Genomic DNA, 23,516 nt, shown 5'->3' with positions numbered 1-23,516 from the left:
CACGCGCGCCCTCAATGAAAGTCCCGCGACTTGGGCAAGATGCGCACATTGCGCGGATGGCTGGACGTGCGCGGGTGCTGGGGATGCAAGAACTCATCCGCCCTCGACAAGGCGATATGCGGCTTATGCGTATCCGACAGGCGCGACATCTCGGCGGTGCGATCATGCACGCGGGTCGCCATCAGGTGGACGACGCCTTCCTTGCTCCGCTGCACCTCACCCTCGACCATCATCAGCCGCGACGCCATGACAGGCCGCCGCTGCATTTCGAACAGTCGCGCCCACAGGAGAATGTTGGTGATCCCCGTCTCATCCTCGATCGTGATGAAGACGGCGTTGCCCTTGCCCGGCCGCTGCCGCACCAGCACCACGCCTGCCGTCCGCACCTTCGTCCCGTTCTTCGCCGCCGATGTTTGCGCGCAACTCAGCACGCCCTCGGCCGCAAAAACCGGGCGCAGGAACTGCATCGGATGGCCTTTTAGGGACAGGCGCGTCATCTGGTAATCGGCCGCGACCTGTTCGGCGAGCGGCATGGCGGGCAGCAGGGCGTCCGGTTCCTGCCCCAATTCTCCCGCCGCTTTCTGGTCCCGTTTGCGGGCAGCGGCGAACAGCGGCAATTCATTGAACGGCGTCCGCCGCGCTTCCCACAGCGCCGTCCGCCTGTCCTGCCCCAACGACCGGCAAGCGTCCGCGTCCGCCAGCAGGCGCAACGCCCGGGCAGGCAACCCCGCCCGCCGCGCCAGATCCTCAAGGCTGGTGAACAGGCCCCCCTCCCGCGCCCCAACCAACTGCTCCGCCCAAGCTTCGCGAAAACCATCAATCTGGCGAAAGCCCAGCCGCAGCGCCAACGCCCGTCCCTCTCCCTCGCCCCTTCGCCTGTTCCGCGATCGCAGCAGCGGTTCCAGCGCATTTTCCCACCCGCTCATGTTCACATCCACATCATGCACGGCAACGCCATGCTCCCGCGCATCCCGGACGATCTGCGCCGGGGCATAAAAGCCCATGGGCTGCGAATTCAGCAACGCACAGGCGAACACGGCAGGCTGGTGGCACTTGATCCAGGCCGACACATAGACCAGCCGGGCAAAGGACAGAGCATGGCTTTCGGGAAAGCCATAGCTGCCGAACCCCTCGATCTGGCTATAGCATCGCTCGGCAAAATCGCGCTCATACCCACGCCGCACCATGCCGCCGATCATCTTCTCCTTGAACTTGTCCATGCCCCCCACCTGCCGGAAAGTCGCCATCGACCGCCGCAGCTGATTGGCCTCCGAAGGCGTAAATTCCGCCGCGACAATGGCAAGCTTCATCGCCTGTTCCTGGAACAGGGGGACGCCGTAGGTCTTGCCCAACAAGGATTTCAGTTCATCATGCGGACCATGGACAGGATCAGGCGCGGGAAATTCCACCGCCTCCTCTCCGCATCTTCGTCGCAGATAGGGATGCACCATATCCCCTTCGATCGGTCCGGGCCGCACGATCGCCACCTGCACCGTCAGGTCATAGATGGATCGGGGGCGCAAACGTGGCAGCATGTTGATCTGCGCCCGGCTTTCCACCTGGAACACGCCGATGCTGTCGCCTTTTTCCAGCATGTCATAGACGGCCGGATCGTCCGATTTAAGATCGATATTGAGGTCATGATCGCCCAGCCTATGGAGCCTCATCAGATCATAAGCCTTGCGGATGCAGGTCAACATGCCCAGCGCTAGAATGTCGACCTTCATCAATCCCAGCGCATTGATGTCATCCTTGTCCCATTCGATGAAGCTACGGTCCGCCATGGCAGCATGATGCAGCGGCACCGTTTCATCCAGCCGGTTCTGGGTCAGCACGAAACCGCCGACATGCTGCGACAAATGCCGGGGAAAAGGCGCCTCCAGCAGCCGATCCACCACTGCCCGCAACCGCACGATCTGAGGATTATGAAGGTCGAAGCCTGCCTCTGTTATTCGCGCTTCTGGAAATTCGCCCGAATAACTCCCCCATACCGTGCTCGACAGGCGCGCCACCACATCTTCGCTAAGGCCCAGCACCTTGGCGGCCTCGCGCACCGCGCTGCGTGATCGGTAATGAATGACGGTCGCTGCGATCCCTGCGCGATGCCGCCCATAGCGATCGTAGATATATTGCATCACTTCTTCGCGCCGCTCATGTTCGAAATCGACGTCGATATCTGGTGGCTCGTCCCGTTCTTCCGACACGAAGCGGGAAAAGAGCAGTTCATGCCGTTCCGGATCGACCGAGGTGACGCCCAGCAGGAAACAGACCATGGAATTGGCCGCTGATCCGCGCCCTTGGCACAATATGCCCTTCATTTTGGCGAAGGCGACGATGTCGTAAACCGTCAGAAAATAATAAGCATAGTTGCGCTCGCGGATGAGCTTGAACTCCTCATCCAGCAATTTGCGTACCTTGGCCGGAATATGCGGACCATAGCGCGCATGGGCGGCCGATATGGTCAATTCCTCCAGCCACTGCTGCGCGGTCCAGCCTTCGGGCACCGGCTCATGGGGATATTCGTAGGATAGCTGGTCCAGCTTGAAATGCACTTTGCCAAGCAAGCGCATGCTTTCGGCCAGCGCTTCAGGACAGTCGCGGAATAACCGCGCCATTTCCTCGGGCGCATGGATGTGCCGTTCGGCATTGGCCTCCAGCAGGCGTCCTGCCTTGCCGATGGTCACGCCTTCGCGAATGCAGCTCAGCACATCCTGCAAAGGCCGCTCCTCAGGCGTCGCGTAAAGCGCGTCCATCGTCGCGATCAGGGGAACGCCTGTGCGGGCACTTAGACCTTTGAAGCGGGCGATCCGACGCGCGTCCCGCCCGTCCCGGCATAACGCCGCACCCAGCCAAATACGATCCGGCGCCAATCGGGCCAACCGCCGAAGATAGGATTCAAGATCGGCAGGACGCGGCGGCGGGACCAGGCTCAAATGTCCCTGCCGGATCGCTTCCTGGGATGCCCTGTCGTCATATTCATACGCAACCGGCTTTCGATGGGCGATCTGCGCCGTGGCGCTGGAGGACGGCAGGACGATCAGCAACAAATCATCAAGATAAGCTGTCAAATCCTCATAGGTGAGGATGCAGTTCCCCTTCACCGACCGCAAATTGCCCACCGTCAGCAGCTTGGTGAGCTCCCCCCAGCCACGCCGGGTCGACGGATAGGCGACTATGTCCGGAGTGCCATCGGAAAAGACCAGCCGTGCGCCGACAACGAGTTTCAGGTCGATTTGGCACGATTGCTCTTCTTCCTCGCTCAACTCCAATGGCTGGCCCGCTTCCTTCTTTGCCTCCAAGAGGCAGACCCGCGCTTTCTCGGGCGCCCGCTTGAGCGCAGACCAGGCCCGCACCACCCCCGCCACCGTGTTGCGATCAGCAATCCCAAGCCCCTTAAGGCCCAGCTTGATCGCCTGCTCCACCACGTCCGATGCATGCGACGCGCCTCGGAGGAAGGAAAAATGGGTGGCGGCCACCAACTCTGCAAAGGCCGGCCCATCGCTACGCGGTGGCGGAGGCCGCGCCTCCTTCATCCGCGCTCTTTGCCGGACCGCTTCCATCGCATCCAGTTCCCGCCGATCCATCGACTTGGGCTTGGAGGGATCAGGCCCCTTGCCGCGTTTCATGCGAACAGGCCGTGGATATACCATCCCGGATGCCGCGCCTCCGTGCCGTAAAGGCCGTGGCGAAATATCCAGTAGCGGCGGCCGCGCGCATCCTCGATCCGGTAATAGTCGCGGGTCATCCCTGCGCTTTCGCCCGCCAGCGCGCCGTCCTTCGCCTTCCACCATTCGGGCGCGATCCGCTCGGGCCCCTCATAGCGGGTTACTTCATGCGCGCTGCGCCGCCAGCGGAAATGATGGGGCGGGCCGTCCGGAACCTCCGCCACCACCTCGATCGGCTGGGGCGGGTCGAACAGGTGGATGGGGCGCATCGGCGGGTCGCCCGGGTCGCCCTGGCGTGGCCAACTGGACGGCTTGCGGCTTTCGATCGCGGGCAAGGCGAGTTGCGCCTGCTCGGGAATATGGCTGTCGCGCGGCTCCAGGCGCTGGATGCGATTGCGCCCGGCCCGCACAGACAGCCGGTCGACCAGCGCCGCGACCGCTTCCTCGCGCCGCGCTTCACCACCTTCCAGCGCCAGTTGGGTCGCAGCCATCGGTTCGGTCTGCGGCACGGTAAGGCGCAGCATGTCGAAGCCGAAACCGGGGTCGAGCGGATCGGACAGGCTGTCGATCCGCTCCTGCACCAGCCGCATGATCGCGGGCGCGTCGCGCACCGGCAGGCCGGTCTCTACCCGCAGTGGAAAGGCGAGACCATCGGTGCGGAAGAACAACAGCTCGAACCGCCGCCCACCTGCGCCCCTCTCGGTCAGCCGTTCGCAGGCTTCCGCTGCCATCTCCTCGACCCGTTGCAGCGCATAGGCGGTGCTGCCCACCGGTTCTGCGAAACGGCGCTCGATCCGCAGCACAGGGCGTGGGCGGCGGGGGCTAAGCGGACGATGCCCCAGACCCAACAGGCGGTGCAGCGCATCCACCGCCTCCTCGCCAAAACGCGCCGCCAGGGTTGCGGCTGGTCTGGCGGCAAGGTCGCCGATGGTGCGCAGCCCCGCACGCCGCAACGCCACGCTGCTTTCCTGCTCCAACTCCAGCGCCTCCACCGGCAGGCGGCGCAAGGCAGCCTCTTCATCGGGCGCTGGTCCTGCGGAAAAGCGGCACAGCGCATGGGCTCCCTCCGCCGTGCCCGCCATCGCATGACGCACCTCCATGCCGTGCCGCTCGAACCGGTCCACCGCCTCACGCGCCATGGCCTCCTCCCCGCCCCACAGATGCGCGCAGCCGGTGATGTCCAGCATCAGCCCATGCGGCGGATCGATCGCCGCCGCCGGCGTATAGCGCGCGCATCCATCGCACAGCCGCTCCAGCCAATCCTGATCGGCGTGGTGATCAGCTTCGAAGCTGACAAGGTCGGGCTCCTGCGCCCGCGCATCAGCCAGCGTCATGCCCGCGCTCAGGCCCAGCGCCAGCGCGTCGGCGTCCGGCGTGACAAGACGCATCGCCCCGCGCATGGACTCGACGATGGCGACCGGCCCGGCACCGGCCTGCGCCTGCCACAGATCAGGCCGCGCGATGCGCAGCCGGTCGACCGCCAGGAAGGGGAACCACAGCGCCAGGTAGCGCCGCCTCTTCAGCGCGTCCTCCGCTTGCCCATCCATGCTCATGGCGTTCATCGCACTCTTCTCCAAAATCTCCCCGCTCGGCATTCCACACCATCCGCCATGTCATGCCGTCCGGCCCCGACCGGCGGCGCAGCAGGTGGAGTGAAAAGGCGCTCATGCCCGGCGCGTTGCCCGGCAAAGGCAGGGAAGGCGCGGCCTCCACCCGCCACCGCGTCTCCGCCGCGCTCGGCACGGGATCGCCGCCGATCCGCAATAGGAAGGCCGTGACTCCCGAGGTTTCCGCCGCCAGCGCCAGGCGGCGGCTTGCCGTCAGGTCCATGAGCGGCGCGCGCCCGCGCAGTTCGATGACCAGCGCACCCAGCGCCGGGCAGCGCAAGGCATCGACCGCCGCCCGCAGCAACAGCGCCTCATCCTTCATCGCCCCGATCAGCAGCCGCGCCGGATCAATTCCCAGTTCCGCAAGTCCCGGCCCATAGGGCTGCCCGCCCGCCCCCTTGGCAAGCCGCAGCCAGAAGAGCGGCAAATCGCCCGCCGCCAGATGAGCAAGGATCAACGACAGGCCCGCTGCCGCGCCTTCATCCTCGTCACCGCCGAAAAGCTCATGCAGCCGCCCGCGCGCCAGACCGCCTTGCAAGGCCTGATCGAACAGACCATGTCCCGTCTCCACCGGCGCACCAGCCTCCATCGCCGGAATGCCTTCCAGCGATGCGATATGCCGCCTGAGGGCTGCAAGGGTTTTTACCGACTCGACCATAAGAATGTTCTTCTTATGTTCTTTTCGATCCTCCGACGAACCCTGTCAATCAGGGATGCATTGCCGTTGAGGGAGCGGGCAGAACTCTCAGCGCCAACGTACGAGAATCAAGAAAGGCCCGCTGCGACATGCGCAGACAGGCCTTTCACTATTCATAAAAAACGCAGGTACTAGCGCGCCTCATTCGCCGTCGTCATCCGGTTCAGGTCCTGTCATCATACCTTCAGCAACTTCCTCGGTCTTGCCGCGGATGGCGCGTTCCAGGCGTTCGGCCATCTCCGGATGTTCCTTGAGGAAAGTCTTGGCATTTTCCCGGCCCTGCCCGATGCGAACGGAGTCGTAGGAGAACCATGCGCCCGACTTTTCGACGATGCCGGCCTTGACGCCTAGATCGAGGATCTCCCCGATCTTGGAAACGCCTTCGCCATACATGATGTCGAATTCGACCTGCTTGAACGGCGGGGCCACCTTGTTCTTCACCACCTTCACGCGGGTCGCATTGCCCACGATATCGTCGCGATCCTTGATCTGGCCGGTGCGGCGGATGTCGAGGCGGACTGATGCATAGAATTTAAGCGCGTTGCCGCCCGTCGTCGTTTCCGGATTGCCGTACATAACGCCGATCTTCATGCGCACCTGGTTGATGAAGATGACAAGGCATTTCGACCGCGAAATCGATCCCGTGAGCTTGCGCAACGCCTGGCTCATCAGGCGCGCCTGAAGGCCGACATGGCTGTCGCCCATCTCGCCTTCGATTTCGGCGCGGGGCACCAGCGCGGCCACCGAGTCCACCACCAGCACGTCGATCGCGTTCGACCGCACCAGCGTATCGACGATCTCCAGCGCCTGTTCACCAGTGTCGGGCTGCGACACGATCAGTTCGTCGATATCGACGCCCAGCTTCTTGGCATAGACCGGGTCGAGCGCATGTTCCGCGTCGACAAAAGCTGCAACGCCGCCCGTCTTCTGCGCCTCTGCAATGGCATGCAGCGCCAGCGTGGTCTTGCCCGAGCTTTCCGGGCCATAGATTTCGATAATGCGCCCGCGCGGCAAGCCGCCAATGCCGAGCGCGATATCGAGCCCCAGCGATCCCGTCGAAATCGCCTCGATCTCGATCTTCTCGCGGCTACCCAGCTTCATCGCCGAACCCTTGCCGAAGGCGCGGTCGATCTGGGAAAGGGCCGCTTCCAATGCTTTCTGTCTGTCCATTGTCCCTGTCTTCTTGGAATCGATGAGTGAGAGCATTGCTGTCATCGGCCTATCCCCTGTCAAGCGGAAGCGCCGATTAAGTGGCGCCTTGGCCACTACGTATCCGCTTTGTTCTCAAAGAACAAGAGGGGAACGGAAATTTCCTATTTAGGCGGAAAGCACCTTCGCCAGCGCCCGCTCGACCGCGCCGATCGTATAGGGTTTCGCCAGCGTCGGCCGATCCGCATGACCTGATGGCACATCATCAGCCATGCCGCCCGTGGCGAAGATGAAGGGAATTCCAGTCTCGGCCAATATGTCGGCCACGGGCCAGCTTTTCTCGCCCTGCAAATTGCAGTCGAGCAGCGCCGCGTCAAAGCCGCCCCTGCGCGCCTGATCGCACGCCTCATCCACCGAAACGGCAACCGCGTGCAGGCGATATCCCAATGTTTCGAGATAATCTTCCAGCATCATGCCGATCATTGCTTCATCTTCGACCACCAGGATGGTCTTGCTGTCCGACATGTGCGATCCCCTATTTCGTCACGCTCGCTATCTTATCATCGACGCGCGGACCAGCATAAACGCTTGATCGTTCAAGAAGTTCATTCAGCCGTGGGCCGCATGGCCAGGGCGTCACGCGCGGCCTCTGCCAACTGGCTGACGGAAAAGGGTTTTGGCAGGAAGGCGACATTGGCAAGGTCTATCGACTTGCGCAGTTGTTCCTCGGCATAGCCCGACATGAACAATACCGGAAGGTCGGGATGCGTATCCCTCGCCCGCGCAACCATGGATGGGCCGTCCATGTTGGGCATGACCACATCGGAAATCAGCAGGTCGATCTGCTCGCCGCCTGCCAGCACCTCCAGCCCCTGCTCGCCGTCATTGGCGGTCAGCACCTTATAGCCCTGCCGCGACAGCGCCCGTTCGGCGACGGCGCGGACCATGTCCTCATCCTCCACCAGCAGCACGGTGCCGGTGCCCCATGTCTCGCTGCGCTTGATCGGCGCCTTTGAGGGGATCGCCTGCTCCATGTCCGCGCCCTGATAGACGGGCAGGTAGATGACGAAGCTCGCGCCCCGCCCGAGTTCGGATTCGGCAAAGATGTAGCCGCCCGATTGCTTGACGATGCCATAGACCGTCGACAGGCCCAGCCCGGTGCCCTTGCCCAATTCCTTGGTCGTGAAGAAGGGCTCGAATATCTTGGAGAGAATGTCGGGCGGAATGCCTAGCCCGGTGTCGGACACGCGCAGCGCGGTATAGTCGGCGGCTGGCAATATTTCCTGCCGCATCTCGCGCACCTTGCCCGCCGGAACCGCATAGGTCTGGATATTGAGGATACCGCCTTCGGGCATGGCGTCGCGGGCATTGACCGCCAGGTTCACGATCACCTGCTCCAACTGACCCGGGTCCGCGCGCACCGCCCCCAGGTTGCGGCCATGGCTGACCTCCAGCTTGACGCTCTCGCCCAGCAGGCGCTTCAGAAGGTTGGAGACATCGGCAACGATGTCGGGCAGTTGCAGCACCTGCGGGCGCAACGTCTGCTGCCGCGAAAAAGCGAGCAGCTGGCGCGTCAGCCCGGCTGCGCGATTGCTGTTCGACTTGATCTGCTGAATATCGTCATAGTCGCTGTCGCCCGGCGTATGGCGCATCAGCATCAGGTCGCAATGGCCGATGATGGCGGTCAGGATATTGTTGAAATCATGCGCGACCCCGCCAGCCAGTTGGCCGATCGCCTGCATCTTCGTCGCTTGCGCCACCTGCCGCTTGAGCTTGCTTTCCTCGCTATTGTCCTTGAGGCTCAGCAGCACCGCCGCCTCGCCCAATCCACGGACGCCCGCGAGGCTCAACGCGGTCGGCTCCTCCGGTTCGTTCCGCAGCCTGATCGCAATGTCGCCGGACATTTGCGGCCCCACGGCAAAGCGGCGCACGGCATCAGCGACCGCGGCCTGATCCTCGCGCACGACAAGGTCGCCCGGATAGCTCGGCTTCTCGCTCCGCTTCAGCCCCACGGCACGGGAAAAGGCGCCGTTCAGGAACAGGATGCGCCCGTCGCGATCCGCCATCGCCAGGCCAAAGGGCAGCAGCGACAGCAGCGTTTCGATATAGGAAAGCGCCGACGTGCCGCCCGCGCTGCCCGCAGGCTCGTCGATCAGCAGCAGGAGCATCGGGCCGTCCTGCCCTCCGCCCTGCCCGCTCCCCTGATAGCCGCCCGGCTGCGTCGCCCGGCGCAACGGCACCTGCAACAGCCGCAGCGGCAACCCGCCCGACTCTTCCCGCGCCAGGAACAGCCGTCCCTTGTCATCGACCCGCATATGGGCCGCAAAATCGCGCCCGGTGATGTTGGCGTCGATCCGCCCCGCCGCGCGCAGCAGGAAAGCGCCATTGGCCGAGCGGATGCGCCCTTCCCCCCCGATCATGACCGCCATGATCCCGGCCTCACCCATCTGCCGCCCGGCATCGCCCGTCAGCAGCCGATGCACGTCATCCAGCGCGTTGGGCTGGCGCACGGGGGTAAAGCGCCACAGCAGATAATCTTCCGACCGGCCCGTGCGGCTGATATCGACGTCCAGCCGCAGCGCGCCCTGCGCCATGCCTTCCACCCGCGCTTCGCCGTCGCGCCAGGCTCCGCGCGCGGCATCGGCAAGGCTTTCGGCCAGCCCCGTTTCGGCCGTGATGTTGGGGGGCGTTGGAAATCCGGGAAACCATTCCCCGAACAGGTCGCTCGCGCAAACGAGCCGCCCGGCACGATCAGTGACCGCGATCGCCATGCTCGACGCGTCCGCCGCGGCCCGCGCGACCGTCCAGTCCGGCACCGCGTCAAGGTCAGCGGCTTCTTCGGGAAAGAGGCGGCGATACCAGCTGAGCAGCGCGGCGGCGGCCAGGATCATGGCGCCGAAACCAGCGCCAACCGCCGCATTGCCGCTCGCGAAAATGACCAATGTCGCTGACAGCAGCGCAGCCAGTATCAGCAGCGGCAGGGCCAGCCGGGAAGGGCGTTCGCCTGTCCACGCTTCCCCATCCCTTTTGATACGCGAGGCCATCGGCCGGCCTTCCCCCTGAAAACGCCTGGACTATTCTACCCGGCGTCAGACGCGGGCGACTTCTTCCAATGCGCTGCTTTCGGGTGCCTTGCCAATCCTCAATTTACGCGCATGCCATTTCCGGCCCATCCTGTGGCGCCAGAACCAGTCGGCCAGAAAATAACCCACGACTGCAAAGGCGATGGAAATAAGGGCGAGGCCAAACAGCATGGCGGGCGCCGCTTCGGAAAAGAGCCAGGCGCACCATTCGCGGATCGATGCATGCTTGTCGACCAGCGCCATGAAGCCCGACGCATCGGCGCTGCGCCCGAGCAGCCAATTACCGATATAGACCGACGCCATCAGGAACAGCGGCGTGGTGGCGGGATTGGACAGGAATGTCATCGCCGCCGCGATCGGGATATTGGCCCGGAACGGCAGCGCCAGCAGCGCCGCGCCCGCAATCTGCACGCCGGGGATCAGCAGAAAGATGCCGACGAGCAGCCCCAGCGCGACGCCACGCGGCACCGACCGCCGGGTAAAGCGCCACAGCGACGGTTCCAGCACCCGGTGCGCGACTGGCGCGATGAAGCGATTTTCCTCCATCGACTCCCGGGTCGGAGCATTGGCGTGCCACCAGCGGGCCAGACGGCCCATGCTCGCCTTGGGCCCCATCAGCGATGCGCCTTCAGGATGCGCTGCTGATCGCGCTTCCAGTCGCGTTCCTTGATGGTGTCGCGCTTGTCATGCGTTTTCTTGCCCTTGGCGAGCGCCAGCTCGACCTTTGCCTTGCCGCGGCTGTTGAAATAGACGCTCAAGGGAACGAGCGTCATCCCCTTGCGCTCCACCGCACCATGCATGCGGGCGATTTCCCGCTCGTGCAGCAACAGCTTGCGAGGCCGCTTGGGTTCATGATTATAGCGGTTGCCGTGGCTGAATTCGGGGATGTTGCTGTTGACCAGCCACACCTGATTGCCCTTCACCTCGGCATAGCTTTCGGCGATGTTGCCCTCGCCGAAACGAAGCGACTTCACCTCCGTCCCCTGCAGGGCGATGCCCGCTTCGAACACGTCCTCCAGAAAATATTCGAAGCGCGCGCGCCGGTTCTCGGCGACGATCTTCTTCTTGTCGAACAGTTCGGGACGGGGGCGGGCCATGGCTCTCTTAACTAACTCACTTCACCATATAGGGCCGCAGCCCCTTTCAGACGAGACCCGCAATTTCCAAAGCGCGATCGACGGCGGCTCGGCTCGGTTCCGAAGGCCATGTGATCGGCAGGCGAAGCTCGCCGGGCATGTCGGGCCGCACCCGATTAAGCGCATATTTGACTGGCCCAGGTGAAGAATCGCTGAACAGCGCGTCGTGCAGCGGGTAGAGCCGGTCCTGCAGCGCCAGCGCACCGGCCCAATCGCCTGACGCGCACGCCGCCTGGAACTGCGCGCACAGGCGCGGCGCGACATTGGCCGTGACGGAGATGCAGCCCCTGCCCCCCATGGCGTTGAATCCCAAAGCGGTTTCGTCATTGCCGGACAGCTGGCAGAAATCATCGCGGCACGCGAGCCGCTGCGCGGTGACCCGCCCCAGATTCCCGGTAGCGTCCTTGATGCCCACGATCGTCTGATATTCTTCGGACAGGCGGTGGATCACCGGCACGCCGATATCGGTAATCGTGCGGCTAGGCACATTATAAAGGACGATCGGCAGCTGGCAGCGTTCGGCAAGATAGGCGAAATGCTGATAGACGCCTTCCTGGTTGGGCTTGTTATAATAGGGCGCGACCACCAGCGCGGCGTCAGCGCCTGCGGCTTGGGCTGCAAACATATGCTCCAGCGCGATTCGCGTATCGTTGGAACCGCAACCCGCGATCACAGGCACCCGGCCCGCTGCCTGGTCGACGCAGATGGCGACGACGCGATTATGCTCCTCGACCGTCATGGTCGCGCTTTCCCCGGTGGTGCCGCACGGTACGAGCGCGCTGCTTCCCTCCTCGATCTGCCAGTCCACCAGCGCGCGAAAAGCCGCCTCATCCACGGCTCCATCGCGGAAAGGGGTGATCAGTGCCGGAATCGACCCGGAAAACATCAACAAACTCCTTCAATTCACCGGCATTCCGGGGCACATTGTCGCCTCAAGGCGACGGGGCGCTATAGCGCGTCATTCAGGGCCTGATAAGGATGGAATTGCGATGATGTCCAGTAGGCTGTCAACTCGCCGCCCCGAAACAGCAATGGTCCGCATGCCCTTGATCGCTCTTCTTCTTTTTACCGCCGGCGCCAGCGCCCAGACCGAAACCCCAACAGCATCGCCCTATCCGCCGGGCGCAATAGTCCAGCAGCTACCTGCCCAGACTCAGCCCTCGCCTCAGCCGTCGCCCTGGAATCAGGTCAGCAGCCGAATCGGCATTGCCTCCGATCCATCGATCTCCGCGACGATCAGCCAGTGGCGCGCCTTGCAGCAAAGCGATGGCCTGGGCTTCTCCTCCTATGCCAGCTTCATCCTCGCCAATCCCGGCTGGCCGGGGGAGGACCGGATGCGGCGGCTGGCGGAAACCGGCATCAACCCCAACAGCTATGATCCGCGTCAGGTGACGGCTTTCTTCGCGCGCTTCCCGGCCCGGACCGCCACGGGCCATGCCCGACATGCGCTGGCGCTGATGCAAATGGGCCGCGCAGCCGAAGCCCGCATCGCCGCCCGCAGCGCCTGGATCGGCGGAACGCTTTCGCCGGACGATGAAGCAAGATTGCTTTCGATGTTCGGCTCGGGCTGGACGAGCGCGGATCATGACCAGCGCGCCGACATGCTGCTGTGGGGCAATGATGTGGCCGGTGCGCAGCGGATGCTCGCCTATGTCACGCCATCGCGGCGGCCGGTCTATGAAGCACGCATGGCATTCCGCCGGAAAGCGCCGGACGCGGCTGTCCGGATGCAGGCGGCAGAAGCCATCGGCGTCTCCGACGCGGGCTTCGTGGCGGACAAGGCCACATGGCTGATGAACACCGGCAATTGGGTCGCCGCCCGTCAATATCTCGCCAATCGCCCGCAGCTGACCTTCCGTCCGGGCAATGCCGAAAAATGGTATGAGACCTTGCTGGGTCAGGCCCGCGCCGCTGCCAACGACAGCCAGTGGAGCTTCGCCTATGGCATCGCCAGCAAGATCGACGACGCCTACGCGCCCGGCACCGACGTCTCCAGCCGCCCGATCGGCGAGCGTGATGACTATACCAGCCTTGCCTGGCTGGCAGGTTCGACCGCCTTCTACAATCTCAATCGTCCATCCGACGCAGCGGTGATGTTCCGCAGCTACGCCACGGCCGCCAAATCCCCCCAGACCCAATCCAAGGGCTATTATTGGGCCGGACGCGCAGCACTGGCCGCAGGGGATAAAAGCACCGCGAACAGCTATTTTGCCCAGGCGTCGGTATTCTCCGACCAGTTTTATGGTCAGCTCGCCCTGGAACGCGTCGGGAAACCGGTGCCTGCGCCCGCCGCCGTCGAGCGCCCGGTGGAAATCTCCGCCGCTGATCGCACCGCCTTCAACAATCGCTCCGTGGTCCGTGCGGTGAAGGCGCTCGGGCAAATGGGCTATTGGGAGGATCAGAGCAAATTCGCCCGCGCCATTGCCAATAATGCCGACAGCGACAGCGACCATTATCTCGCCGCAGAACTGGCCAAGAGCATCGGCAGGCCCGACATGGGCGTGATGGTCGGCCGCCGCGCGGTGTCGAGCGGCCTCACCGGCTATGGCGAGAGCGCTTTTCCCCGTGTGCCAGTGCCCTCTACCGCCCAGTCCAACTGGACGATGGTCCACGCCATCGCCCGGCAGGAAAGCCAGTTCGACCGCCAGATCGTCAGCCATGCGGGCGCACGCGGCCTCATGCAGCTGATGCCCGGCACCGCGCGCGAGCAGGCGGGCAAGCTTGGCCTGGGCTACGACCCCGGCTCGCTCAACGATCCCAGCTACAACATCATGCTGGGCTCATCCTATTTCCAGCGGATGCTCGACTATTATGGCGGCAGCTATCCGCTGGCGGTTGCGGCCTATAATGCAGGGCCCGGCAATGTGAACCGCTGGATCAGAGCCAATGGCGATCCGCGCCTGCCGGGCGCCGACATGTTGCGCTGGATCGAGCAGATCCCGATTTTCGAAACGCGCAACTATGTGCAGCGCGTGCTCGAAAATGCGGTGGTGTATGAAGCGATGAACCCGGAACGGGCACGTTTCCGGGGCTCGAACACGCCGCTGTCCAAATATCTCGGCAAGCAGACGCCGGGCTGACGCTTCTCATTCTCCTGCCGGGTTGAGCCTGTCGTATCCAGAGGGACTTCGACAAGCTCGACCCGAATGGATAGAGATGTCCCGTCATGACCGCTCATCCCAACTATATCTCGCCAGAAGGCTTCGCGAAGCTGCGCGCCGAATATGATCAGCTGCTTGGGCAGGAGCGGCCCCGCATCGTGGAGATCGTCAGCTGGGCGGCAGGCAATGGCGATCGCAGCGAGAATGGTGACTATCTCTACGGCCGCAAGCGCATGCGCGAAATCGACGGCCAACTCCGCCGCCTCTCCAAGAAGATGAAGGACGCCAAGGTCATCGACCCACGTCAACAGCCCGACAAGACCCGCGTCTTTTTCGGCGCGACCGTCACGATCGCTGACGAAGACGAAAATCACCGCACCGTCACCATCGTCGGCAATGACGAAGCCGACGCCAGTGCAGGCCGGATCGGCTGGAACTCCCCAATCGCCCGCGCCCTGCGCAACGCGGCGATAGGCGACCTACGCCGCGTCATGCTCCCCGCCGGGGAAAAGGAATATGAGGTGATGGAGATCAGCTACCCGGAGTGAACACGTCCAAATGACTGTCATCCCAGCGAAAACCGGGATCTCTTGCAACCGGTAAGAACATCAGCCCGGAGACCCCAGCGTCGCTACGACCGTTCCGTCATATGATCCCTTAGAAGGGTCTGTAAGCGACCACTTCTTGCCGTCCAATAAGGCGGCCGAGTGGTCCTGCAATCCGCCATTCGATCACCTTATGATCGATTGAAGTTGAGCGGAACGGCACTATGCTCGGTTGATGGCCAATGATCTCCCTCCTCGCTTTACAATCGAGAAAATGAATGAGAGCCAGGGTCATTGCGATTGCTGCGGTCGGGACAGTCGGTCGATCTGGGGCTTGATCCACGATCGAGGCGGCGCGACCACTGCAGCGTATTGGATGCATTGGACGGAAGGGCATATAGACGAAACGGGCGCCAACCTTGATCTAATTCTCGGTCCCTGGGGCGATGACACTGGCCCATCGGACCGCTACGCCGTCGCCCTGATCCATCGACAGCAGGCCAACGGCACTCCTGCCCTGATGGTCATCGATGCGCATGATCGATCAATAGCAGACGGAACGCTCGCCAGCACAGCGTTGCATAGGAACGACGTAATTGGGACGCCTCTGGCTGAACAGGTGTTCGCGCTGACTGATGCCATCTATGAGCAGGACGACCGGTTCTTTTGAATGTCCGCTTCCTGACCTACGCTCTCCAAAGCAGACCGTCCTCAAACCACCCATACCCGTCATCCCAGCGAAAGCTGGGATCTCAGGAGAGTTTCTGCCCAATCGAGAAAGATGCCAGCTGAAGCTGGCATGACGAAGGGCGGAAGGCGGGGGTCACCGAAAGCCGTCCTCAGCCCGCCCCCTCATCGCACAACCTTCTTCGCTACCGGCTGCGCCTGCGCGACCACCGCGCCCGGCTTTGCCGCCAGCCGCGCGATCGTCTTCAGCGCATAGTCCAGCTGGAAATCCTCGACCCCCTTCTTCTTCAGCTCCTCCGCCGTCATGGCGAAGCGGGGGTCTTCCTTCGTGTCTTCCTCCAGCGCGGCATTGTCCGTCTTGATCTCGTTGATCAGGTGACGGCGCAGGTCGCTTTCGCGGAACTTCGGGCGGTTCTTGTAATCGGGGTCGGACAGCTGGGGTACGCGGACATCAGGCTCGATCCCGCCCTCCTGCACAGATCGCCCGGACGGCGTGTAATAGCGCGCCGTCGTCAGCTTGAGCGCCGTGGTATTGGTCAGCGGCAGCATCGTCTGCACGCTGCCCTTGCCGAAGCTGCGCTCGCCCATCACCAGCGCACGGTGCTGGTCCTGAAGCGCGCCAGCGACAATCTCCGACGCCGAAGCAGAGCCCGCATCGACCAGGACGATGATCGGCAATCCCTTCGCATCGTCACCGGGCTTCGCATAATAGCGCTCGACATCGCCCTTGTTGCGGCCACGCTGCGACACGATCTCGCCGCGTTCCAGGAATGCGTCGCTCACCGACACGGCTTCGTCCAGCAGCCCGCCGGGATTGGAGCGCAGGTCAAGGATGTAGCCGGTCGGCTTATGGCCAAGGCTCTTGTCGATGCTGCGGATCGCCTGCCGCAGATCGGCGCCGGTGTTGGCGGAGAAGCTGACGATGTTGATCACGCCAATGCCGTTCTTCACCTCCCACTTCACCGGCTTCAGCTGAATGATCTCGCGGGTCAGCGTCACGTCGATCGGTTTGTCGCGGCCCGCGCGCACGATGGTCAGCTTGATCGACGTGCCCGGTGCGCCGCGCATCTTGTCGACCGCTTCGTCCAGCGTGCCGCCATAGATGAGCTGCCCGTCCAGATGGGTGATATAATCGCCCGCCTTGATCCCCGCGCGCCAGGCGGGAGTATCCTGCGTCGGCGCGATCACCTTGACCGCGCCATCCTCCTGCGTGACCGACAGGCCCAGGCCGCCATAGCTGCCCTCGGTCTGGGTGCGCAGATTCTGGAAATCGCGCGCGTCAAGGAAACTTGAATGCGGGTCGAGGCTGGCAAGCATGCCGTCGATCGCGCCCTTGATCAGCTTTTCGTCATCCACCTTCTCGACATAGTCGCTGCGGACTTTCTGGAAGACATCCATGAACTCGTCGAGCGCCTTGTAGCTGCTGGCTTCCCCGTCCGCGAGCGCGGCCGTGGTGGCGGGGATGAGCGCGAGCGCACCAAGGGCAACGGCGCCCCGGAAGAAATTGGATTTCATTGCTGTCCTGAGTCCTGGCATCAAGCCATCAGTATAGGGAGGTTCTCAGGCAGACGCAAAACATCGGTGAGGCCGCGCGTCCGGCGTAACGCTATTCGTGCGGCCGTAGTGCCTGGTTGAGATCCTCCATCACCTGCGCGATGGGTTCGACCACGGTGACGCTGCGTCCTTCGCCAAAGCGGATGCGGGTGCCTTCCGTGACGGACGATACGAAGGTGACCTGCGCGGCGTTGATGGCGGTTTCGGTCCGGTCGGCGCCCACGAACATCACGAGCATGGCTTTCCTCTCCTTCTGGTTGGATGGAGAGGTTAGCCGCATTTACGCTATGCGCCAGCCATTTTCGCCTCAGCCTGACGCGTCAGCCCGGACGGATCGCCTCGATGAACAGGCTGGCGCGGGCATCCAGCCGCTGCGCCTCCGCGGCGAGTTGACCCGCGGCCTCCCGCATGGCGCGCGCCCCGTCGACCGCCGCGCTCGCATTGTTGCTGATCTGGCTGGCGCTCACCCGCACATGGTCGCTGGATTCGCCCGCCTCGGCCATGCTCGCCGCAATGCCCCGGCTGAAGGCGCCATGGCGGGCGACCGCGTCGAACAAAGATGCGGAAAGCCGGTCCGCCTTTTCGATCGCTGATCCCATCAGCCCATGCCCCTGCGCGACATGGCCCACCGTCGAGCGGATATGCTCGATCCGGCTGGCGATTTCGGCCGCCGCCTCCCGCGTCTGCCCCGCGAGCAGCTTCACCTCGCGAGCGACTACGGCAAAGCCCTGCCCCGCCTCCCCCGCCCGCGCCGCTTCTATGCCTGCGTTCAGCGCCAGGGTGGCCGTCGCCCGCGCCACGGCGTCGATCAGCGCCGTCACCTCGCCAATGCCATCGGCCTGCACCCGCAGTTGCTCGGTCTGCGCCGATCCCAGCCGCGTCTGCTCGACCGCAGCCCTGATCGCGGCGCCCGCCTGCCGCACTTCCTCCTCGATCGATTGGAACAGTAGGCCAAGGTCATTGGCCGATCCCGCAATGCCGGTCAGATTATCGGCGGTCTGTGCCGCCGCCACCGCCATGCCCGCTGCCGCCTGCCCATTATCCGCCGCCCGTTCCGCCGCATCGCTCGCCAGCCGGGACAGCATATCAGCCATGGCCACCAGATCAGCGATCAGCGTCGCTATGTCGTCGCTAAACCGGCCGCTTTCCCGCGTCACCCGTTCAAGCCGCTCGGCCCGCGCCACTGCTACGCGGGCATCGCGTTCCGCCGCAAGCTTCAGCAGCAATTGCCCGCCGACCATGCCCGCATAGCAGCCGCCCTCCACCACGATCAGCCCTTCGCACTTCTGCCCCTGCGCGGCATAAAGGTCGATCAGCATCTCGATCGTCGCGCTCCGTTCCACCGATGCGCAGGGCCGCACATGATCGTCCAGCCGCCCGCCAAAGCTCGGATTGCGCAGCAGCGCGTGACCGAACGGATTGAACAATATGCGCCGCATGTCCCGCTCATAGATCGCGCCCCTTGGCCGATCCGCGTCATCCAGCACAGGCAGGAGGCGCAGCGACGGGTTCTGCTGAAACTGCTCCACCGCCTCGCTCAGCGGCCGCCCCAGCCGGATGAAGGGGCTCGCCATGACGAATGGCAGGCCCTGCCCTTGGGCAGGCTTGGCGAAGGGTCGAGCATCATGGGCGCGTACATGCGCCGCTGGTAGCCTCCCAATGGTAAATGAGCAGTTAGGTTTTGATGACAGTTTTATGACAAGTCACTGTTTTATTGGGATTTTCGTCCAGGTTCATACCCGAATGCCTGCCTTGCCAGCTGCACCACCTCGGGGTCCGCTTCCGGAAAGTCCATCGGCACCAGCTTCTCCAGCGTCTTCGCCACATATCGGAGCGCGTCGATGCGGCCCGCCTTGCGATCATTATTGTCGATAACCTGCCAGCGGCCATATTTGTTGTCCGTCTTCTCGAACATGTCGTGCATCGCATCGAGATAATCGCCACGCCGCGCCCGGTTGCGATAATCGTCCGCGCCGGTCTTCCACCGCTTCCATGGCGTGTCGAGCCGCTGCGCCAGCTGCTCGTCCTGTGTCTCCTGCGTGATATGCACGAACAGCTTGATGATGTTCGTGCCCGCGTCCGCCTGCTGCTTTTCAAAGGCGTTGATCTCGTCATAGGCGCGCTTCCATTCGCCTTTGGAACAGAGGCCTTCCACCCGCTCCACGAGCACCCGGCCATACCAGCTGCGATCGAATACCGCGATGTTCCGGCCTGCCGGCAGCCGCGTCCAGAAGCGCCACAGGAAATGATGATCGCATTCTTCCGCTGTAGGAGCCGCGATAGGCCAGACCCGATAGTAACGCGGGTCCCATTGCGCGGTCATGCGCTTGATGATGCCGCCCTTGCCCGCCGCGTCCCATCCTTCGAACAGAATGACCGACCGCCGATCATGGATCACATGGGCAACCTGAATCTTCGCCAGCCGCTCCTGCAGCTTGTCGAGTTCGGCCTCATAGTCGCCCTTGAACGGCTTGCCCTTCTCATAGTCGGCAAGGTCAATCGCCATGCGCATCTCCTTCGCTCAGAAGGAAGCAACGCCTCAGGCCGCGAAAAGTCAAATCTCCCTGCCCATGCGCCGTCATCCCAGCGTACGCTGGGATCTCAAGAGGTGAAGTGCGATCTCGACCGAGATCCCGGCTTCCGCTGGGATGGCGGTAGGGGTTAACCCTTCGCCTGCGGCTCAACCACCCGCACATGCAGTTCGCGCAGCTGCTTGAACTCCGCAGCGCTGGGCGCGCCCATCAACAGGTCCTCGGCCCGCTGGTTCATCGGGAACAGCGTCACCTCGCGCAGATTCTGCGCCCCGCACAGCAGCATCACGATGCGATCGACACCAGCCGCCATGCCACCATGCGGCGGCGCGCCATATTGGAAGGCGCGGTAGAGGCCGCCGAAGCGCTCCTCAACGTCCTGCTGCGACAGGCCGACCTTCTCGAAGGCCTTCACCATCAGCTCCGGCGACTGATTCCGGATCGATCCCGAAGCAATCTCATAACCGTTGCAGACCATGTCATACTGATAGGCCTTGATCGTCAGCGGGTCCTGATGCTCCAGCGCGTCCATCCCACCCTGCGGCATGGAGAAGGGGTTGTGCGCAAAATCGACCGACTTCGATTCCTCGTCATATTCGTAGAAGGGGAAATCGACGATCCAGCATAGTTCAAACCGGTCCTTGTCAATGAGGTCCAGCTGCTCGCCCACGCGAATACGGGCCAGGCCCGCGAGCTTGGCAGCCTGGCTTTCCTTGCCCGCGGCAAAGAACACGCCATCATTGGGGCCAAGGCCCAGCGCTTCGATCAGCTTGGCTGTCCGCTCCTCGCCATGATTCTTGGCGATGGGGCCGCCGGGGACGCCATCCTTGATGTTGATATAGCCAAGGCCCGAATAGCCTTCGCCCCGCGCCCAATTGTTCATGTCGTCGAAGAACTTCCGGCTGCCCGCGCCAGCGCCCGGCGCCGGGATCGCGCGAATGACGCTGCCGCTCTCCACCAGCGAGGCGAAGATGCCGAAGCCGGAGCCCACGAAATGCTCGGTCACGTCCTGGATCAGGATGGGGTTGCGCAGGTCCGGTTTGTCCGACCCATATTTCAGGATCGCTTCGTCATAGGCGATGCGCGGGAAGCTGCCTGCGGGCGTCACCGGCTTGCCCTCGGCAAATTGCTCGAACACCTGAGCGATCACCGGCTCCATCGTGTTCCAGACGTCTTCCTGGGTGACGAAGCTCATTTCGAGGTCAAGCTGGTAGAATTCGCCCGGCAGGCGGTCGGCGCGCGGATCTTCGTCGCGGAAGCAGGGCGCGATCTGGAAATAGCGGTCAAAGCCCGCGACCATCAGCAGCTGCTTATATTGCTGCGGCGCCTGCGGCAGGGCGTAGAATTTGCCCGGATGAATGCGGCTCGGCACCAGAAAGTCGCGCGCGCCTTCCGGGCTGCTCGCCGTCAGGATCGGCGTCGAATATTCGGTGAAGCCCGCCCCTTCCATGCGGCGGCGCATGTCGGAAATGATCTTGGTCCGCTTGACGATATTGCCGTGCAGCGTCTCGCGCCGCAGGTCGAGGAAGCGGTAGCGCAGGCGGATATCCTCGGGATATTCCTGCTCGCCAGCCACCGGCAGGGGCAAATCAGCGGCAGCAGACAGCAGCACTGCATCCAGCGCGCGGATTTCGATCTCACCCGTCGGCAGGTTCGGGTTCACCGCTTCGGGCGCACGCGCCACGACCTTGCCGGTCACCGTCACGACGCTTTCGGCGCGCAGCGATTCCATCACCTTGAAGACGGGTCCATCGACCTCGGTGACGATCTGCACCATGCCATAATGATCGCGCAGGTCGATGAAGACCAGGTCGCCATGATCGCGCTTGCGATGCACCCATCCGGACACGCGCACCTCATTGCCGACTTCGGCCGAGGTAAGAGCGCCGCAAGTATGAGTGCGATAGGCGTGCATGGCGATTGTATCTTTCAGCTTCGTTTTACGGAAATGACAAAGTGCCGCAGCCCCGCTATGGGCGGTCTTGTCAAGCATTGACGAGCCCGTGAGCGACGGGCCAGCCCATAATAAGATCGAAGACCATATGCAAATCCATCCGCTGATCACCGACAGCAAAACACTCGCCCAATTCTGCGCCCGTATCGCCAAATCGCCCTACATCGCGGTCGATACCGAGTTCATGCGCGAAAACAGCTATTGGCCCGACCTCTGCCTCGTGCAGGTGGCGGACGATAATGAAGCCGCCGCGATCGACCCCAAGGCGCCGGGGCTCGACCTCACGCCGCTGCTCGACCTGCTGGTCGACAATGAGGATGTGCTGAAGGTCTTCCACGCGGGCGGGCAGGATCTTGAGATCATCTACAACCTGACCGGCAAGACCCCCCATCCGCTATTCGACACGCAGATTGCCGCCATGGCGCTCGGCCTCGGCGAGCAGATCGGCTATGGAAACCTGGTGGACGCATGGCTCGGCGTTCAGCTCGACAAGGGCGCGCGCTTCACCGATTGGGCGCGCCGCCCGCTCGACAAGCGGCAGATCGACTATGCGATCGGCGACGTCACCTACCTAATTCAGATTTTCCCGATGATGCTGGAGGAACTGCGCAAGACTGGCCGGGGCGACTGGCTGGATCAGGAAATGGAACGCGTCTGCGATCCCTCCAACTATGTGAACGAACCGCAGGATGCCTGGAAGCGCGTTCGCATCGCCAGCCGGAAGGCCGATGTGCTCGGCCGCCTGAAGGCGCTGGCCGCATGGCGCGAGATCGAAGCGCAGGACAAGAACCTCCCCCGTGGCCGCATCGTCAAGGATGAGACGCTGGCCGATATCGCCAGCCATCCGCCCCGGTCCCAAGAAGACCTTGGCAAGGTGCGCGGCCTCTCCGCCACCTGGAAGACCAACGACATCGGCGCGCGTCTGATAGCGGCGCTCGGCAGCCAGAAGCCGCTCGACAAGGATGAGATGCCCGAACGCGATCCCAAGCGGCCCGGCCTTGGCAAGGACGGCGCACTGGTCGCGGACTTGCTCAAGCTCCTCCTCAAGATCCGCTCGCGCGACATCAACGTCGCCGCTCGCCTCCTCGCGCGCAGCGACGATCTGGACGCGCTGGCCGCTGGTGTCCGCGAAGGCCTCCCGATCCTCGAAGGCTGGCGCTATGAACAATTCGGCCGCGATGCCGTTGACCTTGTCGAAGGACGCCTGGCCTTCGCGGTGAAGGGCGGCCGGCTGAAAATGACACGTACGGAATAGGAACTACGATGATGCGGGCAGCGGCGCTGATGATCCCCCTTTTGGCTGCGGCCTGCACCACCGCTGACGGGCAAGGGCCTGCCACAATGCCTACTACCGCTGAAGGCCCCTGCCGCAACGACGGGCTCGACCGCTTCGTCGGACAGACCGCAAGCGAAGACATCGGAACCCAGTTGCTGCAAGCATCCGGCGCCCGCACCCTCCGCTGGGGCGCGCCCGGCATGGCCATGACCATGGACTTCCGCCCCGATCGCGTCACTGTCAGCTACGACGAGAAAATGGTGATCACCTCCGCAAGGTGCGGTTAGGCACACTGCTCCCCCTCCCGCAGGCGGGAGGGGGCTGGGGGGTGGGCCAGCGCAACGCCCGTCCCCTGCAAAAAGCTCGCTTCGCTCCCCCCTCCCCTAACCCCTCCCGCCTGCGGGAGGGGAACGCTCACCGTCACTCAAAAACCACACCCCCTCCAAAAACCATCCTATTTCGAGCACCAACCCAAAATCCCGCCTGTCCTATTCTCCTGCAACAAGCCTATCCCCGCGCTCTTCTTTGAAA

At 63.5% G+C, this 23,516-nt stretch carries 19 protein-coding genes; 5 read left to right on the top strand and 14 right to left on the bottom strand.

What is annotated here, in order from left to right; genetic code table 11:
- Positions 1-11: 11 nt before the first annotated feature.
- From ACYU8T_RS12695 to dapA, 9 genes are all read right to left on the bottom strand, one after another.
- On the bottom strand, positions 12-3,626 hold the full coding sequence (locus ACYU8T_RS12695) for an error-prone DNA polymerase (protein ID WP_461159631.1): 3,615 nt from the start codon (positions 3,624-3,626) through the stop codon (positions 12-14).
- On the bottom strand, positions 3,623-5,218 hold the full coding sequence (locus ACYU8T_RS12690) for a Y-family DNA polymerase (RefSeq protein WP_461159814.1): 1,596 nt from the start codon (positions 5,216-5,218) through the stop codon (positions 3,623-3,625). The genes ACYU8T_RS12695 and ACYU8T_RS12690 overlap by 4 nt, the downstream gene beginning before the upstream one ends.
- Positions 5,115-5,930 carry an ImuA family protein gene (locus ACYU8T_RS12685; protein WP_461159630.1) on the bottom strand — a complete coding sequence of 272 codons (816 nt, stop codon included), beginning with the start codon at positions 5,928-5,930 and terminating at the stop codon, positions 5,115-5,117. Before ACYU8T_RS12685 ends, ACYU8T_RS12690 begins: the two co-directional genes overlap by 104 nt.
- A 180-nt stretch (positions 5,931-6,110) precedes the next feature.
- Positions 6,111-7,184: a recombinase RecA gene (recA, locus tag ACYU8T_RS12680; protein ID WP_097090727.1), complete on the bottom strand. Its 1,074-nt coding sequence runs from the start codon at positions 7,182-7,184 to the stop codon at positions 6,111-6,113.
- A 102-nt stretch (positions 7,185-7,286) separates the two neighbouring features.
- Positions 7,287-7,643 carry a response regulator gene (locus tag ACYU8T_RS12675; RefSeq protein WP_097090726.1) on the bottom strand — a complete coding sequence of 119 codons (357 nt, stop codon included), beginning with the start codon at positions 7,641-7,643 and terminating at the stop codon, positions 7,287-7,289.
- A gap of 80 nt (positions 7,644-7,723) precedes the next feature.
- The gene (locus ACYU8T_RS12670) at positions 7,724-10,162 is read right to left on the bottom strand and encodes a hybrid sensor histidine kinase/response regulator (protein ID WP_461159629.1); all 2,439 of its coding nucleotides are present in this window, start codon (positions 10,160-10,162) and stop codon (positions 7,724-7,726) included.
- 45 nt (positions 10,163-10,207) lie between these two features.
- Positions 10,208-10,816: a DUF2062 domain-containing protein gene (locus ACYU8T_RS12665; RefSeq protein ID WP_236575055.1), complete on the bottom strand. Its 609-nt coding sequence runs from the start codon at positions 10,814-10,816 to the stop codon at positions 10,208-10,210.
- On the bottom strand, positions 10,816-11,298 hold the full coding sequence (gene smpB, locus ACYU8T_RS12660; RefSeq protein WP_097090724.1) for an SsrA-binding protein SmpB: 483 nt from the start codon (positions 11,296-11,298) through the stop codon (positions 10,816-10,818). Before smpB ends, ACYU8T_RS12665 begins: the two co-directional genes overlap by 1 nt.
- 46 nt (positions 11,299-11,344) lie before the next feature.
- Entirely contained in the window at positions 11,345-12,223 is an 879-nt protein-coding gene (gene dapA, locus ACYU8T_RS12655; protein ID WP_097090723.1) for a 4-hydroxy-tetrahydrodipicolinate synthase, read from the bottom strand.
- Between the two features lie 154 nt (positions 12,224-12,377).
- On the opposite strand from dapA, the gene ACYU8T_RS12650 reads away from it, so the two are divergent.
- The 3 genes from ACYU8T_RS12650 (at position 12,378) to ACYU8T_RS12640 (ending at position 15,653) form a co-directional block, all read left to right on the top strand.
- A complete protein-coding gene (locus ACYU8T_RS12650; RefSeq protein WP_461159813.1) occupies positions 12,378-14,417 on the top strand; it encodes a lytic transglycosylase domain-containing protein in 2,040 nt (679 codons plus the stop codon).
- Positions 14,418-14,503: 86 nt separating this feature from the next.
- A complete protein-coding gene (gene greB / locus ACYU8T_RS12645) occupies positions 14,504-14,986 on the top strand; it encodes a transcription elongation factor GreB (RefSeq protein WP_461159628.1) in 483 nt (160 codons plus the stop codon).
- Between the two features lie 373 nt (positions 14,987-15,359).
- The gene (locus ACYU8T_RS12640) at positions 15,360-15,653 is read left to right on the top strand and encodes a hypothetical protein (RefSeq protein ID WP_461159627.1); all 294 of its coding nucleotides are present in this window, start codon (positions 15,360-15,362) and stop codon (positions 15,651-15,653) included.
- Between the two features lie 182 nt (positions 15,654-15,835).
- Here the strand turns inward: ACYU8T_RS12640 and ACYU8T_RS12635 are convergent, their stop codons facing one another.
- The 5 genes from ACYU8T_RS12635 to aspS form a co-directional block, all read right to left on the bottom strand.
- Positions 15,836-17,185: a S41 family peptidase gene (locus ACYU8T_RS12635; RefSeq protein WP_097090721.1), complete on the bottom strand. Its 1,350-nt coding sequence runs from the start codon at positions 17,183-17,185 to the stop codon at positions 15,836-15,838.
- 91 nt (positions 17,186-17,276) lie between these two features.
- Positions 17,277-17,462, bottom strand: coding sequence for a hypothetical protein (locus ACYU8T_RS12630; RefSeq protein WP_097090720.1), 186 nt, complete (start codon positions 17,460-17,462; stop codon positions 17,277-17,279).
- A gap of 82 nt (positions 17,463-17,544) precedes the next feature.
- Positions 17,545-18,798, bottom strand: coding sequence for a methyl-accepting chemotaxis protein (locus tag ACYU8T_RS12625; protein WP_461159626.1), 1,254 nt, complete (start codon positions 18,796-18,798; stop codon positions 17,545-17,547).
- A 137-nt stretch (positions 18,799-18,935) separates the two neighbouring features.
- Positions 18,936-19,730, bottom strand: a complete 795-nt coding sequence (locus ACYU8T_RS12620; protein ID WP_097092645.1) for a polyphosphate kinase 2 family protein — start codon at positions 19,728-19,730, stop codon at positions 18,936-18,938.
- Between the two features lie 155 nt (positions 19,731-19,885).
- The gene (aspS, locus tag ACYU8T_RS12615) at positions 19,886-21,670 is read right to left on the bottom strand and encodes an aspartate--tRNA ligase (protein WP_461159812.1); all 1,785 of its coding nucleotides are present in this window, start codon (positions 21,668-21,670) and stop codon (positions 19,886-19,888) included.
- Positions 21,671-21,797: 127 nt separating this feature from the next.
- Between aspS and rnd the strand changes: the two genes are divergently transcribed.
- Positions 21,798-22,964, top strand: a complete 1,167-nt coding sequence (rnd, locus tag ACYU8T_RS12610; RefSeq protein WP_097092644.1) for a ribonuclease D — start codon at positions 21,798-21,800, stop codon at positions 22,962-22,964.
- An 11-nt stretch (positions 22,965-22,975) separates the two neighbouring features.
- Positions 22,976-23,272 (top strand): I78 family peptidase inhibitor, encoded by a 297-nt coding sequence (locus tag ACYU8T_RS12605; protein WP_461159811.1) that lies wholly within the window; start codon positions 22,976-22,978, stop codon positions 23,270-23,272.
- Positions 23,273-23,516: the final 244 nt, after the last annotated feature.

The sequence above is a fragment of the Sphingobium sp. TomMM35A genome (assembly GCF_054771735.1).
This window is presented reverse-complemented; position numbering and strand designations above follow the sequence as displayed.

What these genes read in the sequence shown, in the direction of transcription:
- ACYU8T_RS12695 (WP_461159631.1), bottom strand. Translation starts at nt 3,626, where the DNA reads ATGAAACGCGGCAAGGGGCCTGATCCCTCCAAGCCCAAGTCGATGGAT.
- ACYU8T_RS12690 (WP_461159814.1), bottom strand. Translation starts at nt 5,218, where the DNA reads ATGAGCATGGATGGGCAAGCGGAGGACGCGCTGAAGAGGCGGCGCTAC.
- ACYU8T_RS12685 (WP_461159630.1), bottom strand. Translation starts at nt 5,930, where the DNA reads ATGGTCGAGTCGGTAAAAACCCTTGCAGCCCTCAGGCGGCATATCGCA.
- recA (WP_097090727.1), bottom strand. Translation starts at nt 7,184, where the DNA reads ATGACAGCAATGCTCTCACTCATCGATTCCAAGAAGACAGGGACAATG.
- ACYU8T_RS12675 (WP_097090726.1), bottom strand. Translation starts at nt 7,643, where the DNA reads ATGTCGGACAGCAAGACCATCCTGGTGGTCGAAGATGAAGCAATGATC.
- ACYU8T_RS12670 (WP_461159629.1), bottom strand. Translation starts at nt 10,162, where the DNA reads ATGGCCTCGCGTATCAAAAGGGATGGGGAAGCGTGGACAGGCGAACGC.
- ACYU8T_RS12665 (WP_236575055.1), bottom strand. Translation starts at nt 10,816, where the DNA reads ATGGGGCCCAAGGCGAGCATGGGCCGTCTGGCCCGCTGGTGGCACGCC.
- smpB (WP_097090724.1), bottom strand. Translation starts at nt 11,298, where the DNA reads ATGGCCCGCCCCCGTCCCGAACTGTTCGACAAGAAGAAGATCGTCGCC.
- dapA (WP_097090723.1), bottom strand. Translation starts at nt 12,223, where the DNA reads ATGTTTTCCGGGTCGATTCCGGCACTGATCACCCCTTTCCGCGATGGA.
- ACYU8T_RS12650 (WP_461159813.1), top strand. Translation starts at nt 12,378, where the DNA reads ATGCCCTTGATCGCTCTTCTTCTTTTTACCGCCGGCGCCAGCGCCCAG.
- greB (WP_461159628.1), top strand. Translation starts at nt 14,504, where the DNA reads ATGACCGCTCATCCCAACTATATCTCGCCAGAAGGCTTCGCGAAGCTG.
- ACYU8T_RS12640 (WP_461159627.1), top strand. Translation starts at nt 15,360, where the DNA reads ATGCATTGGACGGAAGGGCATATAGACGAAACGGGCGCCAACCTTGAT.
- ACYU8T_RS12635 (WP_097090721.1), bottom strand. Translation starts at nt 17,185, where the DNA reads ATGAAATCCAATTTCTTCCGGGGCGCCGTTGCCCTTGGTGCGCTCGCG.
- ACYU8T_RS12630 (WP_097090720.1), bottom strand. Translation starts at nt 17,462, where the DNA reads ATGCTCGTGATGTTCGTGGGCGCCGACCGGACCGAAACCGCCATCAAC.
- ACYU8T_RS12625 (WP_461159626.1), bottom strand. Translation starts at nt 18,798, where the DNA reads ATGGCGAGCCCCTTCATCCGGCTGGGGCGGCCGCTGAGCGAGGCGGTG.
- ACYU8T_RS12620 (WP_097092645.1), bottom strand. Translation starts at nt 19,730, where the DNA reads ATGGCGATTGACCTTGCCGACTATGAGAAGGGCAAGCCGTTCAAGGGC.
- aspS (WP_461159812.1), bottom strand. Translation starts at nt 21,670, where the DNA reads ATGCACGCCTATCGCACTCATACTTGCGGCGCTCTTACCTCGGCCGAA.
- rnd (WP_097092644.1), top strand. Translation starts at nt 21,798, where the DNA reads ATGCAAATCCATCCGCTGATCACCGACAGCAAAACACTCGCCCAATTC.
- ACYU8T_RS12605 (WP_461159811.1), top strand. Translation starts at nt 22,976, where the DNA reads ATGCGGGCAGCGGCGCTGATGATCCCCCTTTTGGCTGCGGCCTGCACC.